The organism is Gabonia massiliensis, from assembly GCF_001403595.1.
Classification (GTDB): Bacteria; Bacteroidota; Bacteroidia; order Bacteroidales; family Coprobacteraceae; genus Coprobacter; species Coprobacter secundus.
This window is the reverse complement of record NZ_LN877940.1, coordinates 145,466-164,719: the sequence shown is the minus strand read 5'-3', so window position 1 is coordinate 164,719 and position 19,254 is coordinate 145,466. Positions and strand designations below refer to the sequence as shown.

At 35.3% G+C, this 19,254-nt stretch carries 9 protein-coding genes; 6 read left to right on the top strand and 3 right to left on the bottom strand.

The window, feature by feature from the left end:
• Positions 1 to 49: 49 nt before the first annotated feature.
• Positions 50 to 2,398, bottom strand: coding sequence for a type I DNA topoisomerase (gene topA / locus BN2628_RS10745; protein ID WP_055097228.1), 2,349 nt, complete (start codon positions 2,396 to 2,398; stop codon positions 50 to 52).
• A gap of 263 nt (positions 2,399 to 2,661) precedes the next feature.
• Here topA and BN2628_RS10740 point away from each other — a divergent pair, with 263 nt between their 5' ends.
• Positions 2,662 to 5,871: an ATP-binding protein gene (locus BN2628_RS10740; RefSeq protein WP_411267747.1), complete on the top strand. Its 3,210-nt coding sequence runs from the start codon at positions 2,662 to 2,664 to the stop codon at positions 5,869 to 5,871.
• A 14-nt stretch (positions 5,872 to 5,885) separates the two neighbouring features.
• Here BN2628_RS10740 and BN2628_RS10735 read toward each other — a convergent pair whose 3' ends face one another.
• Positions 5,886 to 9,923: a hybrid sensor histidine kinase/response regulator transcription factor gene (locus BN2628_RS10735; RefSeq protein WP_055097226.1), complete on the bottom strand. Its 4,038-nt coding sequence runs from the start codon at positions 9,921 to 9,923 to the stop codon at positions 5,886 to 5,888.
• 314 nt (positions 9,924 to 10,237) lie between these two features.
• Between BN2628_RS10735 and BN2628_RS10730 the strand changes: the two genes are divergently transcribed.
• From BN2628_RS10730 to BN2628_RS10715, 4 genes are all read left to right on the top strand, one after another.
• Positions 10,238 to 12,187: a T9SS type A sorting domain-containing protein gene (locus BN2628_RS10730; RefSeq protein WP_055097224.1), complete on the top strand. Its 1,950-nt coding sequence runs from the start codon at positions 10,238 to 10,240 to the stop codon at positions 12,185 to 12,187.
• Positions 12,188 to 12,231: 44 nt separating this feature from the next.
• A complete protein-coding gene (locus BN2628_RS10725; protein WP_055097222.1) occupies positions 12,232 to 14,028 on the top strand; it encodes a T9SS type A sorting domain-containing protein in 1,797 nt (598 codons plus the stop codon).
• 82 nt (positions 14,029 to 14,110) lie between these two features.
• Positions 14,111 to 15,859 carry a T9SS type A sorting domain-containing protein gene (locus BN2628_RS10720; protein ID WP_055097221.1) on the top strand — a complete coding sequence of 583 codons (1,749 nt, stop codon included), beginning with the start codon at positions 14,111 to 14,113 and terminating at the stop codon, positions 15,857 to 15,859.
• A 192-nt stretch (positions 15,860 to 16,051) separates the two neighbouring features.
• A complete protein-coding gene (locus tag BN2628_RS10715) occupies positions 16,052 to 17,908 on the top strand; it encodes a glycoside hydrolase family 127 protein (RefSeq protein WP_055097219.1) in 1,857 nt (618 codons plus the stop codon).
• 35 nt (positions 17,909 to 17,943) lie between these two features.
• Here BN2628_RS10715 and mnmD read toward each other — a convergent pair whose 3' ends face one another.
• Complete coding sequence (gene mnmD, locus BN2628_RS10710) at positions 17,944 to 18,609, bottom strand: tRNA (5-methylaminomethyl-2-thiouridine)(34)-methyltransferase MnmC2 (protein ID WP_021931670.1); 666 nt, start codon at positions 18,607 to 18,609, stop codon at positions 17,944 to 17,946.
• A 93-nt stretch (positions 18,610 to 18,702) separates the two neighbouring features.
• Between mnmD and BN2628_RS16845 the strand changes: the two genes are divergently transcribed.
• A partial coding sequence (locus BN2628_RS16845; protein ID WP_154668495.1) for a carboxypeptidase-like regulatory domain-containing protein occupies positions 18,703 to 19,254 on the top strand: 552 nt, incomplete at its 3' end.

Below are 19,254 nucleotides of genomic sequence, written 5' to 3'. Positions count from 1 at the left end.
TCCCTGATATAAAAAGAGAGAATTGAAATTTCAATTCTCTCTTTTTATATTATTTAGATGCTTTTTTTCTGCCTGTTCGCTTTTTTTCTGAGGGAATTTTTTCATCGCTTTCTTTTATTATTTGCATACATGCGTCGTAAGAAAGTTCTTTTGGTTCAGTACCTTTCGGAATTTTATAATTTTTCTTTTTGTAAGCAATATAAGGACCATATCGTCCATTGAGTATTTCTAATTCAGAGTCTTCAGGGAAGCTTTTTATTAATCTTTGGCTTTCTTGTTCGCGTTTGGCTTTTATCAGTTCTATTGCTTCATCAAGTGTTACGGAAAGCGGTTCGAGTGATTTCGGAAGGGAAACATACTTTCCGTCATGACGTATATATGGGCCAAATCGGCCTATACCGACAGAGACAAGCTTATTTTCGTAATCACCTAAAGTCCGTGGTAAATCAAATAACTTAAGTGCTTCCTCTAAAGTAATCGTACTCATTGATTGACCTTTAAGTAAAGATGCAAATTGTGGCTTTTCTTCGTCATCTGGTGTACCGATTTGTATAAGTGGACCGAATCGACCGATTTTTACTGAAACAGGTTTCCCTGATTTAGGATCTGTTCCCAATATTCGTTCGCCTACTTTATGCTCCATTTTCATTTCCAAAGCGTCTTTCACTACCGGATGGAATAATTTGTAAAATTGGTCTATAGCATTGGACCATGGTAATTTCCCTTCAGCAATATGGTCAAAAGTCTGTTCTACATTAGCAGTAAAGTTATAGTCCATGATATCTGGAAAATATTGTACTAGAAAGTCATTTACGACAATACCTATATCTGTAGGTATTAGTTTTGCTTTTTCAGCTCCGGTTATTTCGGTTTTTGTACAATCTTTTATATTTCCATTTTTGAGTAACAGAGTATTATATTTACGTTCTGTACCTTCACGGTCTCCCTTCTCTACGTATTCACGTTGCTGTATTGTAGAGATTGTAGGTGCATAGGTTGATGGCCGTCCGATACCTAGTTCTTCTAATTTATGAACGAGGCTTGCTTCTGTATATCGGGGAGGACGTTGGGTAAATCTCTCTGTAGCTTCTATATCGTTATATTTCAGTTCTTGCTTTAAGTATAAAGGCGGTAACATTTTTTCATTATTTTCACCTTCGTTTTCATCATCTTGAGATTCGAGGTAGACTTTCAGAAATCCGTCGAATTTGAGGACTTCTCCGGTAGCCACGAATTTTTCATTTCGTGAAGATATGTTTATTACAGCGGTTGTCTTTTCGAGTTCGGCATCGCTCATTTGTGAAGCGATAGTTCGTTTCCATATAAGTTCATACAGACGTCTTTCTTGAGAGGGTGCATCAATTTCTTTTTGACTCATATAAGTGGGTCGTATGGCTTCATGAGCTTCTTGTGCACCTTTACTTTTAGTCTGATAATGTCTTATTTTAAGATATTTTTCTCCTAAGGAAGATATAATTTCTTCTTTAGATGTATTTATTGCCAATGACGACAAATTGACAGAGTCTGTACGCATATAAGTAATAAATCCTGATTCATACAGGCGTTGAGCAATCATCATGGTTTGTGCAACCGAATATCCTAACTTCCGGGCAGCTTCTTGTTGTAAAGTAGATGTAGTAAAGGGGGGGGCTGGAGATTTTTTTGCAGGACGTACAGAAATATCCTCTATTGTAAAATTTGCCTGTTGGCAAGCCTCAAGGAAATTTAAGGCTTCTTCTTTAGTCTTCAGTCGTTTATTTAATTCAGCCTTTAATTCTATCGGATTTCCGTTTTCCGACGGAATCAAAAATGTTGCGATAATCCGGTATGAGGCTTCTGAAATAAAGTTCTTTATTTCTTTTTCTCGTTCTACGATAAGACGTACGGCCACAGATTGTACTCGCCCAGCAGATAATGCTGGTTTTACTTTTTTCCATAGTACAGGTGAAAGTTCAAATCCCACAATGCGGTCGAGAACGCGACGAGCTTGTTGTGCATCTACTCTGTTAATATCTATTGCACGCGGATTTTCAATTGCATTGAGAATGGCAGATTGGGTTATCTCATGAAATACGATTCTTTTTGTATGTTCAGGTTTTAATTTTAACACTTCAGATAAGTGCCAAGCAATGGCTTCTCCTTCACGGTCTTCATCGGACGCCAGCCATACTGTTTCTGATTTTTTTGCTTCGTCTTTAAGAGTATCTACCAATTTCTTTTTGTCAGAAGGTATTTCATATATAGGAGTATAGTTATGCTCTATATCGATGCTGAAGTCTTTCTTTTTCAAGTCTCGGATATGGCCGTAACTCGATAATACTTTGAAATCTTTCCCCAGAAATTTCTCTATAGTTTTTGCTTTTGCGGGAGATTCGACTATGACTAAATTTTTTTGCATGAACAATATATTGATCTGTAATTATACTTTGTGGGCGCAAAAATAGAAAAAACGAATTGAAATAGAGAACTTTTACTACTAATTTTAATTTTTTCTAAAATAAAAAGAGGATAACGGTTATTATATACATACCTTTTAAGGCGAAGGAAATAGATATATGAAAATTTGTTACATATTTATTCTATATTTTTTAATAATAAAAATAAAATATGTCATTTCTTATATTTTTTTGTATATTCGCATAGTGACTTAATAAATAGAAAGTGGATAATCGAAAAATGGAAACTGTCCGGTGTCAGAAACTCATGTCTTTGGCTCGGGTGGGCTGGTGGGAAGCCGATTTTAGAAAGCGAATATATATTTGTTCTGATTTTCTTGTTGATTTATTGGGGCTAAAGTCGGATACTGTTTCTTTTGAAGAATTTAGGTTATTGATACGTGAGGATTTTCGAGACCGTATTTCAAATGAATTTGCTTCTATTCTGGTACAGGAAGTCTATGAGCAGGTATTCCCTATTTATACTCGTTACGGGGTAACGTGGGTACGTTCTAAATTGGGAGAGAAGAATACAGATATAAATGATAATTTACGAGCTTTTGGTTTTATACAATGTATTGAAGACCGGGATGAGATTTTATCTTATGAGTCATCTTTACAGCGAGTGAATAGTCTGCTGTACCAGCAAAATTCTATTTCTTGTTCTTTAGTATCTTTTTTGAAAGAAGAGAATATCACAAATGTTATACATAAAATTTTAGGAGATATTCTTCGCTTGTTTAGAAAAGGTAGAGCTTATATCTTTAAATATGATTGGGAACGTCAAGTTCAAAGTTGTATTTATGAAGTTGTAGATGCAGACGTAATGCCTGAAATAGATAAACTTCAAAATTTGCCGTTAGATTCTACTCCTTGGTGGACAAAGCAGATGGAGTCGAAAAAACCTATTATCATATCTTCATTAGACAATCTCCCTGAATGTGCGTCTCAAGAAAAATATTATTTGAAAAAGCAGAGCATAAAGTCTATAATGGTGGTTCCGATGTTAGATACAGATAGGGTATGGGGATATATGGGAATAGACATTGTAGATACTTTTCGTCATTGGAGCAATGAAGATTATCAGTGGTTTGCCTCTCTGGCTAACATTATTAGTCTTTGTATTGAAATGAGACTTTCGGAAGAAGAGGTCGAAAAAGAGCGTTTATACTTGGAAAATTTGTATAAACATATGCCTTTGGGATATATCCGGCTTAGAGTCATTTCAGATGAAAGAAATAGTCCGATAGATTATTGTGTTCTTGATGTCAATCATGCAGCTGAAGAATTGTCAGGGATATTATTGTCTGAGTATAAAAATAGGACGATTTCAGAAATAGGTTCTTGTAAAATTGGACAATTAAAGGAAAAACTAAAATCGGCAGATTTGAGTAAGAACAAAGAATTATCGATGACATTTCCTCTTACCCAAAAAACATGTTTTACTGTTTTTTATGTGCCTCAACCGGGAGAGATAGTTGTTTTGTTTGGGGATACAACTAAAGAAATAAAGGCCCATGAGGCCCTTGATAGAAGTGAGAAAATATTGAGAAATATTTATATGAATATTCCGGTAGGTATTGAGTTATACGATAAAAATGGTGTATTGCTCGATATGAATATACGGGATGTAGAGATTTTCGGGTTGAACTGTAAGGAAGATGCATTGGGTATAAATTTATTTGAGAATCCCAATTTACCAGAAAATGTGATCGAGTCTATACGTAGGAAAGAACCTGTTTCTTTCCGTTTGAATTATCCTTTTAAGGCGGTAAAAGGGTATTATCCTACAATGAAAAGCGGATATATCGATTTATATACGAAAGTGAGCATGTTATATGATTCCCGGGGAAATCTTATCAATTATCTTTTTATTAATATTGACAATACGGAAATCAACAATGCTTATAGTAAGATCGCTGAATTTGAAAATTCGTTTTCTTTGGTAAGTCGTTTTGGTAAAGTCGGATACTGCAAATTTGATGTGGTGACACGTGAAGGATATGGTGTCCCTCAATGGTATAGGAATTTAGGAGAAGATGAGAATACTCCGTTATCTCGTATTATTGGAGTATATGAACATGTACAAGAAGAAGACCGGCAAGCTTTATTTGATTTTATAACTCAGGTAAAGCAGGGAGATATTGAGAGTTTTAGTAAGGATTTACGTATTTGTTCTTCGGAAGGGAAATATAAGTGGACTCGAGTAAATGTAATTCGTAATCCGATGGACGAGAATCCTGATTCATTGGAAATGATATGTGTGAATTATGATATTACTGAGTTGAAAAATGCAGAAGATGAGTTAATCAATGCAAAGGAAAAAGCTGAGCAAAGTGATATGCTAAAGTCGGCATTTTTAGCAAATATGAGTCATGAAATACGGACACCGTTAAATGCCATAGTGGGTTTTTCTGAATTATTGTTTGATACAGAGGAACAAGAAGAAAAACAGGAATATATTTCTATTGTACGCGATAATAATGAACTTTTACTTCAGTTGATATCGGATATTCTCGACCTTTCTAAGATTGAATCTGGTACCCTTGAGTTTGTTATGGGGCGTATCGATGTGAATTTATTATGTGAAGATTTAGTACGTTCTTTGCGGATGAAGGTTTCTGAGAAGGTAGAGCTTTTATTTGAAGATTATCAGTCCGAAATGTATATAATAGGGGATAGAAATCGCATCTATCAGGTCATTTCTAATTTTGTAAATAATGCGATTAAGTTTACGACTAAAGGTAGAATTTCAGTTGGATATTATTTAGAGAGTGATTATCTGAAATTTTATGTTAGAGATACAGGGGTTGGGATTGCACCGGATAAAGTAGAGCATATTTTTGACCGTTTTATTAAGCTAGATAATTTTGTTCATGGTACAGGTTTAGGTCTGTCTATTTGTAAAAGTCTGGTAGAACAGATGGGAGGACAGATAGGGGTGGAATCGGAACAGGGAAAAGGCTCATGTTTTTGGTTTACTTATCCTCTAAAAAATTTGAATCAATTGGAAGCACACTCAAATAATTTAAACACTATGGAAAAGGTGTCTGAGGTTGTAGAAAAGAAGCCTGTTATTTTGGTTGCGGAAGATACGGATAGTAATTTTTTGCTTGTATCTACTATATTGAAAAGAGATTATGAAATAATACGTGCTCATGATGGAGTAGAAGCTATTGAATTTACTGAAAAGTATATTCCTTGTGGTATTCTTATGGATATAAGGATGCCTCGTATCGATGGGATTGAAGCTACTTATAAGATACGGGAAATGGGATATGATATGCCTATCATTGCCGTTACTGCATTTGCTTTTGACCGAGACCGTCAAAAGATGTTGGATGCAGGGTGTAATGACTATATAACCAAACCTCTCTCTTCAGCAATTTTAAAATCAACGATAAAGAAATGGTTGGAAAAGGAAATTATGTTTTAAGTTTATTGTATATCCTATTGCTGATGTTTACTTTTCATTCCTAAAACTTCGCGTGGACTGATTTGGTTTACTTCTACGAATAAACGAGTAAAATGAGAATAATTTGTATAACCTATTTCATACATAGTTTCAGTTATATTCAAACCTTTTTCTTTCATTAGGTTATATGCTTTTTTCATTTTTATTTCCTTTATGTATTGTGAGGGTTTTTTATTTATAATTGCAATCATTTTGCGATATAGTTGCATGCGAGACATTGCCATAATATGGCAGATTTCATCAATTCCAAATTCTGAAGAGGAAATATTTTCAAGAACAATATTTTTGAAATTGGTAAGAAAAGACAGTTCTCGCTCATTCAATTTTTCTGTTCCATTACATATTTCTTCTTTTTTCTTTTGTGTAAGTTTTAGTAAATTGTTTACTCTTAATTTTAGGACTTGAGGGTTGAATGGTTTAGTGATATAATCGTCAGCTCCATATGATAACCCTTCTATCTCACTTTCTTGATTGGTTTTGGCAGTCAGTAATATAATTGGAATATGACTGGTACGTATATCGTTTTTGGCTTTTTGTGTAAATTCGATTCCATCCATTACAGGCATCATTATGTCACTGATAATGATATCTGGGATATTGCTAAAGGCAAGATTCAGACCTTCCTTTCCATTATTTCCCACTATAACTTTTGCGCTGTACGAAAGAAGAGTGACGATGTAATCTCTTAATTCAAAGTTATCTTCAATAACCAAAATCAAAGGCTTGTTTCTAGCTTTTTCCTGTGTATCTGTATGGTCATTTGTTGGGATGACAGAAGTATGTATATCGGGTTCCTCTTCTATCAGACCTTGATAAGCTTCTTTGGTGTTGGGTATCTCAAGAGTGAATATTGAGCCCTCGCCTATGTGACTTTTCACAGAAATATTTCCTAAATGAAGTGTTGCTAAATTTTTGCAAAGATTCAGGCCTACACCGGTGCCTCCTACTGTCCCTGGAACTTGGTAGAAACGGTCAAATATTTTATCTATTTCTTTTTCGTCAATACCGATACCTGTATCTTCTACAGAAATATGTACTGTCGAGTTGTCGCTACTCTGAGAAGAATAAATCGCTATGCGTCCATTTTCTGGAGTATATTTTATTGCATTTGAGAGTAGATTGAAACAGATTTTTCTGATGACTTCTTTATCACACCAGAAATATTCACAGACCATATCGTTGTAATATTCAAGTATTATATTTTTTTGTTGGGCGATTGCTGAGAAGTCTTCTTTGATATTTGTTAATAATTGGGGGAGATTTTCCTGTTTGATGCAAAGTGTGTATTTTTCGTTTATGACTTTTCTGAAATCTAGAAATTGGCTGATTAGTTGTAATAGTCTGTCGGCATTATTTTTTATTATTTGGAGACGTGATCTTAAAAATTCATCTTTATATGATTTTTCGATCAGCTCTTCTACTGGAGCCGAAATCAACGATAAAGGAGTACGTAACTCGTGAGTTATATTGGTATGATATTTCAATTTTACCTCAGCAATTTCCATTTCTTTTTTATGTTCGAGGTGTTCCATGAATAGTTGTTTTTTTATCTTAGCTCTATCACTAAAGTATTTGTATATAAAATATCCCGCAGAAAATATAAATATGAAATATAGTAGATATGCATATCCTGTTTCCCAAGGAGCTGGGTTTATAGTGATAGGAAGTGTTTTGGCTGTTTCATTCCAAATACCGTCGCAATTGGAACTTTTGACTAATAATTTATATTTTCCGGGGGGGATATTTGTAAATGTTGCTGACTTAATATTATTGTTTACTTCAGTCCATTCGTCACTAAAACCTTCAAGTTTGTACATGAATAGGTTTTTTGCCGGGTTACTAAAATGTAGTGCGGCAAATTCTATAGTAAAGTTATTTTCATTATACTTGAGTTCCAATTGGTCTGTAAATTCTAAGGAACTGGTAAGCAGCTCTCTTCCATTAAATTTTTCATGTGGCAAAATTCTTGTATTGTTTATTTTTAATGCGGTTAACTGAGTTTCAGGAGGTATATTATTGGTTTTGAGGGAGGGAAGGTCTATGATATCGATACCCTTGATGCTACCGATGTAGAGTTGGTCTGTTTTCGAATCGTACAAAGCTCCTTCAGATAAGATATTCGTTGAGAGTCCGTCTGTATTCAGATAATTCATTACACTGTAATCTTTTAAAGAATACCGTAAAAGCCCGAGGCTGGTACTTAGCCATAAATTTTGGGCATTATCTTCTACAATGGAGGCAATTTTATATGTTTGTACTCTGGGGTCATTGCTTTCAGTTGCCAGAGAGTATCCTCCAGTTTCATTTTTTATAAGTTTTTTGAGTCCGGAATCTGTTCCTATATAAATGTTTTGGTTCGATGCTTTTAGTATCGACCATACATGTTCGTTTTTTTCTTGGCTTAATTTGCTAATCGATTCTATATTTTTAATATCACCGTTATTATATAGAGTTGCCTTTAATAATCCTGCATTTTTTGTCCCTATTAATAATGTATTGTCTTTTTCGTCAAAAAAAAGTTTGGTAATGTTATTTATTACTCTTATAGAGCTTGTCGGCTGTATATCGTTTAGTTTATATGCCAATTTATTACCCGATTTTTTTATTTGTAAAAGACCATTTCTCATACCTATCCAAATTGTATTTTTATTATCTGTACATAATGCGTACGGGCCATCAAAGGGATAGGCATTTTGAGGTAATCCTGGTTGGTTTTTTAATGAGATTATTTTTTTTATGTTACCATCAGGAATCATATATATGTTATGTAAAGAAGTTATCCAGATATTTCCTTCTATGTCTTCTATAATGTCATATATGTTTTCATTTATTTCGTTAATACGTAATATTTTATCTGATTTGCAGTTATTTATGATAAATATTCCATTGTTGGTTCCTGCCCATATCCTATTATATCGGTCTTTTATTAAAGATTGTATAAAAAGTTTGTCGATAGCTTTTGGATGATTTAGAGAGTAATGATAGATTGATTTGGCATTCAGGTCAAATCGGGCTATGCCGTCCATAAATGAAGTTATCCATACATTCATGGTTCTGTCAAGCATAAGTGATTTCATTTCATTATTATTCCAAAAATCATTTTTGGAAAATGAGACCTTTTCAAAAGTGAAGTTATTATCGTTTTGATGTATCCAAAATAATTCAGTCGTTGTAGATAAAAGGTAAAGACGGTCGGTGATGGGTAATATTCTTCTAAAAGCTCCGGAAGGATGGAAATCTAAAATATATGGGTTTTCAAGGTAATTTTGTATTTTTTGATGTAATGTAGAATAATAATATATTTCGGAATTAGTAATTATCCAAATATTTCCAATACTGTCTTTTAATATCTGTTTTACATGGTCAGACATTTTTTTTACCAGTTTAAAATCGCTTTCACTTTTATTTTTTAAGAACAATCCTTTTGGAGTTGCAGCAATGATATTTCCATTATCATCGTGTCCGATAGATACGGTGTATTGTAATATATTCTCTTCCGAATTTCCTTTTAGAGAGTAATGTTCTATATGTATTTTGTTGTCAGTAGTGAAAGTTATCTTATGGGGCCCGTTTGTTGTTCCCACCCACATTTCGTCTCCATTTTTATCGAAGCAGCTTATTTGGTTGTCTGTCAATTGTCCTTTGTGTTTTGAATCGGCCATATAACGAGTGATACATTCTGTTTTCAGGTTATAACAGTTCAAGCCTCCTCCGTCGGTTCCTATCCAAAGTTCGTCTCTTTCGGGCCACTCTTGCAAAGAAAGTATTCGGTTATCGCTTATTGAGTTGGTGTTTTGCGGATTGTGGCGAAATAAAAGGAAACTATTACCATCGTATCGATTGAGTCCGTCGTATGTTCCTATCCAAATAAATCCTTGTTTGTCTTGTAATATACATTCTACATCTTGTTGAGATAAGCCATCTTTACCGGAAAGGGTGATTAACCGATAATCGTTTGATAAGATATTCCCTGAAAAGCAAATAAGACTTAAAATGGTCAGAAGACGTTTCATGGTTATAATTTTGAGGTTTATAGAGTATATTTTTTGTAAAATAACAGATTAAATATATATATCTTTTTTGGTTTGGACAACTATAAAGCTCTTCTTTGATGTGATATGATACAATTGGTAATATTATTGTTTTAAATGGTAAGAATCCGAGGCTTCATTTTCTATTTTTTTATGGATGAAGGAGACAATTGGTGTCGTAACTTTTTACGATGTTACAATTGATATGAATTTCGATAATATATGTATAATCAAAAAAGTAAATAGAAATTACTTTTGATTCAGAAAAACTTTGTTTAACCTATCAACGTATCAATATGAGAAAAACATTACTTCTATTCATTTCTTTTATTTTTTGCTGGTGTGTTTATGCTGAGAATTATCCGAGTTTAAGGGATATCTTAAATAGCCAGATTAATAATTCTGTAATTGATATTCCCAAAGGAACGTATGTCCTTGATTTAGTAAATATTCAAGACGCTTATGCTTTTAGAAATAAGAAAAATGTAATAATCAATGGTAACGGTTCTACCATTATTTGTAATCGTCAATCACAAGCGTTTTATTTTGAAAATTGCGAAAATCTTACATTTTCAAATTTTTTCATTGAATATGATCCACCATGTTCTACCCAAGGCACGATTATGGCAATTAATGGCTCCACTTGGGATGTTGCTGTGCATGATGGTTATCCGGCAGAAACGGAGACGGATGATTATAGCTTAGGATTAGGGCGTGTACAAGTGTATGATAAAGATAATAGAGAATTGGTCCATAATTATACGACAACTTCTGCATCAAGTTGTACTAAGACGGGAGATCATATGTTAAGTTTGGTAGTGAATAATCCGAGTTCGTCAGTAAAGGTAGGTGATTATGTTGCCTTGGATGTTGTTGCAAAAGGTTGGGTAGGTGCTCATACCATAATATTGAGTAACTGTAAGCAAATGAAATTGGATAATATTGTCGTATATGATTCTAATTGTTTCTCTTTTTTGGAGTATGATTGTGAGCAGACGCATTATTATAGGTGCAAAGTGACACGTAAGGTTGGTGATCCTAAGTATAGTCAGGATCGGGTAAGAGCCGGTATTGCCGATGCTCTTCATAGTAAGTATGCCAAAGTCGGTCCTATTATAGAAGAATGTATTTTGGAACACAGTGGGGACGATTGTATCGCTATAAATGGTAATTTCTATCCTATTTATAAAGTGGATCAGGCAAGTGGTTATGTCTATTTTTTAACAACGGAAAGTTCATTGAATGGAGTCAGAGTAAAAGCCAAAGATAATGTAGTGTGTGTAAACAATGATGGAACTGTTAGAGGGCGTTCTGTAGCCGAAGAAATATCTTTTGTTAGCCCTTATCCGTCTCAATCGGAGATTAATGCGTGTTTTGCTAAGTTGTCTTCTGTTACGAATAAAGAAAATTATACAAAAGGGGTACGAGTGAAATTGGCTACATGGGTAAACGGCCTGGCTGTAGGAGATGTATTTTATTCTAATGATCGTATTGGCAGCGGTTTTAAGGTAATAAATAATCAGGTAGGTCACAATCGCTCAAGAGCTATTTTGATTAAAGCTTCAGATGGTATTATACAAGGCAATACGATAGAAGGGAGTGGAATGAGTGGCATAGCGATAGCTCCGGAATTTTATTGGATGGAAGCTGGGTGTTCGAGCAATGTAGAGATTGCTAATAATACGATACGTAATTGTATGTTTGATGCTAATATGGATTGGACATCTCAAGCTGGAGCTTTAGTTGTAGTAGCACAAGCTCCTAATGGTAAATTAGCTCCTGCAGGTACATTTCAAAATATACATATACATGGCAATACTATCGAAGGCTGTCCTCAGCCATGTGTGTTCTTGAATGCAATAGAAGAAGGTTATTTTTATGATAATACAATTGTACCTGACCCGAATATGATTCGTACCCATGGGTCCAGCTTTGGGGTGTCTAATTCAAGGCCGATAGAGGTAATAAACTGTGTGTATCTTCAGGAAAGCCCTCCGGTAGGTATTACAGGTTCAAGAACTGACTCAAAACACATTTTTATAGATGCAAATGGATATTTACGATTGGATGGATTATCTGGAGATGAACAGGTATTGGTTTCGATATATGATATGTTTGGCAGCATGATAAAGTCACAACGATTAGATAAGTCGGATATATTGCCAATCTCTTTGTCAAAAGGTGTGTATATAATTGTCGTTCAGGGAAGTGACACCGTTTTTTCTGAAAAGGTGATAATACCGTAATTTTATGTGAAATTTTTTCTATTAATCTTTAATTTATTATACCTATGAAAAGAATTTTATGTTTTATTTTATTATTGGGGATTGTTTCTGTATTTGCAGCAAATTCGCAAGATATATTTTATGTAGATCCAATGTCTGAAAATGCCGATGATGCAAATCTGGGAACAGAGCAAGCTCCTTGGTTTACTTTTAATTCGAGTAAATGGACTGATGGATGTACCGTTATATTAAAAAGCTTGTATATTGTTGATGGAGTTACTACTGTTGATAAGGATAATGTCACGGTAAAGGGCTTATCTAAAGACGATGTTTATATTATCGGATATGGTGATGGTGAGGAAGAAGGTGCATGTGATCGTATTTTTCAGGTTTTTGATAAAAATTTTACATTGAAAGACGTAAGTTTGAGAAACTTGATGCAGCCTAAGCCTGTATCGGATACGGAAAAACCAAAGTGGGAGGGAATGCTTTTCTGCAATAATGGGGCTACATTGAATCTTGAGAATGTGAATATAGAGAATGTTTCTTTACCGGGAGCACGAGGTGGTGCTATTTTTTCAGAAGGTACGCTGAATTGTAAAAATGTAAAGTTTGAGAATTGTTTAGCAGGTTTGGGAGCCGCTATTTATGTGAGTGGGAAGGGAAAAGTCCATTGTGAAGAATGTACTTTTTTGAATAATAGTGTAGCGGATAATTTTACTTTATGGAAATTAGGCGGAGCTATTTGCTCCCAAACGGCTGAAGCAGATATAAATATCGACAAATGTTATTTTGAAGGGAATAACGGAGATTTGTCCGATCCTCCAACAAAAGGTGGAGCCATTTATATGTTTATTTATGAAGGTGCTGATAGTAAATTGTCTATTTCCAATTCGACTTTTTATAAAAATGTTGCTACGTTGGCAGGAGCTATCATGATAGAAAGACAAAATGATGATGGGACGGGCAGTATTGATTTTTCGTCTGTAAATAATACATTTATAGAAAATCGGCAATTAGCAACGAATGATATGCACGGAACGGCAATAAAAATGCCTGGTTATTATGCTCCCGGTTACGGTGGTACTTTCAAGTTTATTAATAATACTTTTTTTAGAAATCTGCCCAGTGATAAAGCACAAGCTTCTATTGCTATGAATTCTTGGGGACAGGCAGAACTGATATTATTGAATAATTTGGTTATAGACCAAGGTACAGATGGAGAAGGAAAACCGGTTGGCTGGTCTTGGGTGTTTGACGAATTGAATGGAGAGTACCCATTTAAGTCCGTGACAATTAAAAATAACATATTTGATGATTTTGGTGGGGGATTAGGAGAAAATAGTATTCGTGCAGCGCTGGATAATCCGGATAATAATAATACGATATTTGAAGAAACAGCACAGAAAGCGACAGTAAAATTGGCTGAAACACTGGTATTTCCTGAAATAGGAATACCCTATTTGCCTGTAATTGATAAAGAGTCTGTTGCTATTGATAAAGGTTTGGACCAATATTTTATTGGTAGTGATAATGTGATTCCGGCAAATGATGTTCGAGGTATTGCTATGGTCGGTAGTCATAAAGATTTGGGTGCATACGAGTATAATGGAGAAATGTTGGGAGTAGAAAAGGCTGAAATTGGGACGAAAGGTGTGAATGCATATCCCAATCCGTTTAAGGATATTATTGTTTTTAATAAGGAGATTTCTTTAGTATCTATCTTCGATACGACAGGTGCATGTGTTCTGGTATCCGAGCAAGTAGCCTCTGTTGATGTTTCTGCTCTTCCTTCTGGTTTTTATATAATTCGTATTGTTGATAACAAAGGGGCTGTATCTGTACAGAAAATGCAAAAATAGATATAACTCAAAGAAGCCAGTCATCAGGCTGGCTTTTTTGAGTTAAAGTCCTTATTTATTCATATATTAATTTTTTATACCTATGAAAAAAAATTTTTACTTTCTACTATTGTTGTTGGCATCGTTTTTTGTTTCTATACAGGCAGCCGATACTTTTTATGTAAATCCATTTGCAGAGAATACCAGTGATGATAATGCAGGTACAGAATCTGCTCCGTGGGCGACTCTGAATCCGGGAAAGTGGACTGATGGTTGTACTGTCGTTATTCAATCGTTAGTTTTTCTGGATGTTGCTCAATCTATATCTATTCCTTGTAATGTTACATTGATTGGGGAGGAGAGTGAAGACGCTCTTCCTATTATTTTGGGATACGATGATAGTGAAGAAGTACCATCGGAATGTCAGCGTTTTTTTAACGTGTCTGATGGAAAGACAATTACGATAAAGAATCTTGAAATAGCAAATATGAATAGTTCTGACGGAGCAGCGGGATGGGGCGGTATTTTCAATGTAGATGTAAACTCTACGCTAAATCTGGAAAATGTGAGCATACGTAATGTATTTTTGGGCGGAGCGACAGGCGGTGGTGCTATCTGGGTCGGAGGAAAACTGAATTGTAAAAATGTTCTTTTTGAAAATTGTGTGTCTCGTCAAGGGGGTGCTGTATTTATAAATGGAAACAGCCCGGTTTCATTTGAGGGGTGTACTTTTAAGAATAATAGTTGTGGAGATATTGATGATTATAAAATGGGGGGTGCTGTTTGTATTGATGTTGCAGACCAAGCAAATGTAACATTTGACAAGTGTTATTTTGATTCCAATATATGCCAGCATATAGATAAATATCCGGCTGGAGGAGCAATTTACTTAAGAGGGGCAAATCCTAAAGTATATATAAGTAATTCGACTTTTTATAATAATGATGGTGGAAGTGCAGGAGGAGCATTCAACTTTCAGAGAGTAGAACAAGATGAAAACCAAAACATAGATATACGTTTCATCAATAACATATTTACACGTAATAAATTATCTTATAATGCTGCGCATCACGGAATTGTAATTAATTTTAGCTGGGGATCATATGACAAAATAGGAGGTACTGTTGCATTCGTTAATAATACTTTTTATAAAAATTTTACGGATAATGCGGTACAATCTTCTTTGTTTATGAATTCGTTACCGGTTGATTTAGTCGTTGCCAATAACATAGTTTTGGATAAGAATGGAGAGTTGGGTTTTGGTCTTGTATTCAATGAAGAGAATCAGATAGCATTTAAATCGACTAAAGTTCAGAGTAATATTATGGATGCCGGTTTTGGTGGTTCTCGTCTTCCTTCTTTTGATGCAGCGGTACAGGACGAGAGCAATAAAGCTGATTTATCAAATGAAGATGTTAAGTTATCTGAAGAGCTGATAATCCCGGCAATAGGTACACCTTACCTTGCATTGAATGAAGGTTCTGTTGCTATTGATGCTGGAGTTAATAGTGTTTCTGTCGGTGGAGGAAATATTGTTCCGAATTTTGATATTAGAGGTGCTGAAATGGTAGGAGGGCACAAAGATGTCGGAGCTTATGAGTATGGGGGTGTAGTAGGAATAGAAAAAACAGAACGGGAAACAATGGTACTTGCTTATCCTAATCCTTTTGTTGATGTGATTTATCTGGCAACCGAAGCCGCCCGGGTCAATGTATTTGATATGGCAGGAGTATGTTTAATTTCTGAGACTGTTGTGACTAAAATCAATACATCTGCCTTAAATCCGGGTTTTTATATTGTACAAATTATTGATAACGCGGGTAATGTCTCCAGTAGAATAATGTGGAAATAGAATAACATAAAATGAAAAAAGAGAAATGCCCGGATATTATATTGTTTGGGCATTTTTTTTGTTTAAGAAATAATGCTATTGAAAATATATAGGATTTTACTTATTATTCTGAAAAACAATTACTAAATTGGTATCGAAAATATATGCAAATATTGATGTTATAGTTTATACCAGTTTATATTAATAATACCCATGAAACGATACATTTTATTATCAACAGTTTGTTTGGTATTGTGGAATTGTACCGGACGAAAAGATGTTCAGAATCAGGACTCTTTAAAGATGATTCGGCAGGTCGATTTTTCGCATGTAAAAATTACTGATAATTTTTGGTCACCTCGTTTAGATAAACATGTATCGGCGACTTTGCCTGTTTGTATTAATCAAATAGAAAATCAAACTGGGCGTATGCAGAATTTTGTAAATGCCGCTATAGGAAAGGGAGAGCACTCAGGAATATTTTTTGATGATTCAGATGTTTATAAAGCTTTGGAGGGAATTGCCTACAGTCTAATAAATAATCCTAATCCGGAATTAGAGAGAAAAGCTGATGAATGGATCGACAAGATTGCTGCAGCTCAACAAGAGGATGGATATATTAATACATATTATACTTTGACGGGACTTGAGAATCGTTGGACAAATATGGATAAACATGAGATGTATTGTGCCGGTCATATGATAGAGGCTGCTGTTGCCTATTATCAGGCAACGGGCAAACGTAAGTTATTAGATGTAAGTATTCGTATGGCTGATCATATGATATCTCTGTTCGGTCCGGACAAGCGGCATTGGGTTCCGGGACATGAAGAAATCGAGTTGGCCTTGGTCAAACTCTATAGAATAACTAAAGAACAGAAATATCTTGATTTTGCTTATTGGTTATTAGAGGAACGTGGTCACGGTTATGGTAGTAAGGGTAATGAGGGCGAGTGGGATCCTTTTTATTATCAGGATGCTGTCCCCGTACGGGATTTGGAAAGTATATCCGGTCATGCAGTACGTTGCATGTATTTGTATTGTGGAATGGCTGATGTTGCAGCTTTAAAGCACGATACAGCTTATATAGCAGCAATGGATCGCCTGTGGGATGATGTAGTTTTACGGAATATGTATGTTACGGGAGGTATAGGTTCTTCTAAAAATAATGAGGGATTTACAGACGATTATGATTTACCAAATTTGGAAGCTTATTGTGAAACATGTGCTTCAGTGGGGATGGTTTATTGGAACCAACGGATGAATCAGTTTACTGGTGATTCGAAGTATATAGATGTACTGGAACGGTCGATGTATAATGGGGCCTTGGCTGGGGTCTCTTTGTCTGGGGATCGTTTCTTTTATGTAAACCCATTGGAGTCGAAGGGAGACCATCATCGTCAGGAATGGTATGGTTGTGCTTGTTGTCCGAGCCAAATTTCTCGATTTTTACCGTCGGTCGGAAATTATATTTATGGAATTTCTGTAAATGCTTTGTGGGTAAATTTGTTTATTGGTAATACTACCCAGTTGGCTATAGATGGGAATGATGTTATTTTAAAGCAAGAGACAAATTACCCGTGGGACGGTTTGGTAAAGTTTTCTATTGCATCAAATCTGCCGTTGAATAAAGAGCTCCGTATTCGTATTCCAGGTTGGTGTAAAAGCTATTCTTTATCGATAAATGATAAGGATATATATGCACCTATCGAAAAAGGATATGCTGTAATTTCCAATTGGAAATCGGGTGATATTATTTCTTTAAATATGGATATGCCTGTTGAGAAAGTTGCTGCAGACCCTCGGGTAAAACAAAATGTGGGCAAACGAGCAGTACAGCGAGGACCGTTGGTATATTGTTTAGAAGAAATTGATAATAAAAAAGATTTCGATCGGTCGAAGTTAACAACTTCTACCCATTTCAAAGTACAACAAAGAACTGAATTTTTAGGAGGAATTACGACAATACAGGCTGTAACTGAAAATCAACAATTGTTATTCTTGCCTTATTATGCTTGGGATAATAGAGAGGCTGGCAAAATGAAAGTTTGGATAGATTATCAAGAATGATAATTTTACTTTTCGGCAACTATTGAGATATATAATCATGCGATTCTTCCTCGTAATATCTCTCTCTTTCCATTTAGAGGTCCGGATAGGCGTTCTACGATAAATCCTGATCGTTGGAGACGTCTGCGTACTTCTCCCTTTGCACAGTAAGTACTTAAAATTCCACCGGGAGACATTGTTGCTGCTATTTTGGAAAAAATAGCTTCTTCCCACAGTTCTGGTTGCTTTTCGGGAGCAAAAGCATCGAAGTATACCACATCATATTGTTTTTTAAAAGTATGTTGAGTAAGGTCCGTCTGTATTTTTAGAAGAGTAAATCCGGGAGTTATTGCTGTTGTTTTATTCCATTCTGTCTCGTGTAATTGCCGGAAGAGCCGATTATATTCAGGAGCGATTGTTTCTGGATATTGTAAAGGTTCGATTTCATCCCAGACCAGCGGGAAGAGTTCGAGAGTTGTATAAATCACGGGTATCTGTCTCTTTATGGTATCGAGTAATGTCAGAAAAGCATTTAGACCGGTTCCAAATCCGATTTCCAGTATCCGTACAGGACAAGAATTACTTTGGTGTAATGCTGTTTCGATATATACGTGACGGGCTTCTTCCAAAGCCCCTTTTATAGAATGATAATGTTCGTCTATTTCTGGAATATATAGTGTTGCCGAACCATCGGCAGTCATTTCTTTAATGAGCCTTTTCATGTTTGTTCTATAAAATGGAAACAAATACTTTTTTTTACGCTATTTTTGCCTTTATTTTTGTTATACAGCAAAAGTAATAAATTTATGATAAGCATGAAAAAGAGTTTATTCTTCTTTCTTCTCTGTTTATTGGCATTTTCTGCTACTGCACAGCAGGCTTATCGTATTATAGGTACGGTAACAGAACGAAACAGCCGGGAGAGAATACCCTATGTCAGTGTAGCCGTTTGGAATTCTTCTAAAGGGACTCAGACCGATAGTTTGGGCCGGTTTTCTATTACAGGAGTTACTCCGGGGATATATCGGCTCCAAGTTTCAGGGTTGGGATATAAGACTGTCATTACTCCGGAGTTTCGTTTATCATCGCATGATTATACACTGGATATAGAAGTAGAAGAAAATCGCATAAATTTGAGAGAGGTAAGTGTGACGGCATCGCCTTTTCGTCGTTCGGTAGAAAGCCCTATTGCAATGAGGGTAATCGGTTTGCAGGAAATAGAAAAAAGCCCGGGGGTCAATCGGGATATTTCCAAAGTTGTGAATTCTTTTCCCGGGGTAGCTTCTACGGTAGGTAGTGGTTATCGGAATGATTTATTGGTTCGAGGCGGAGGGCCTTCGGAAAATCGTTTTTATCTTGATGGCGTG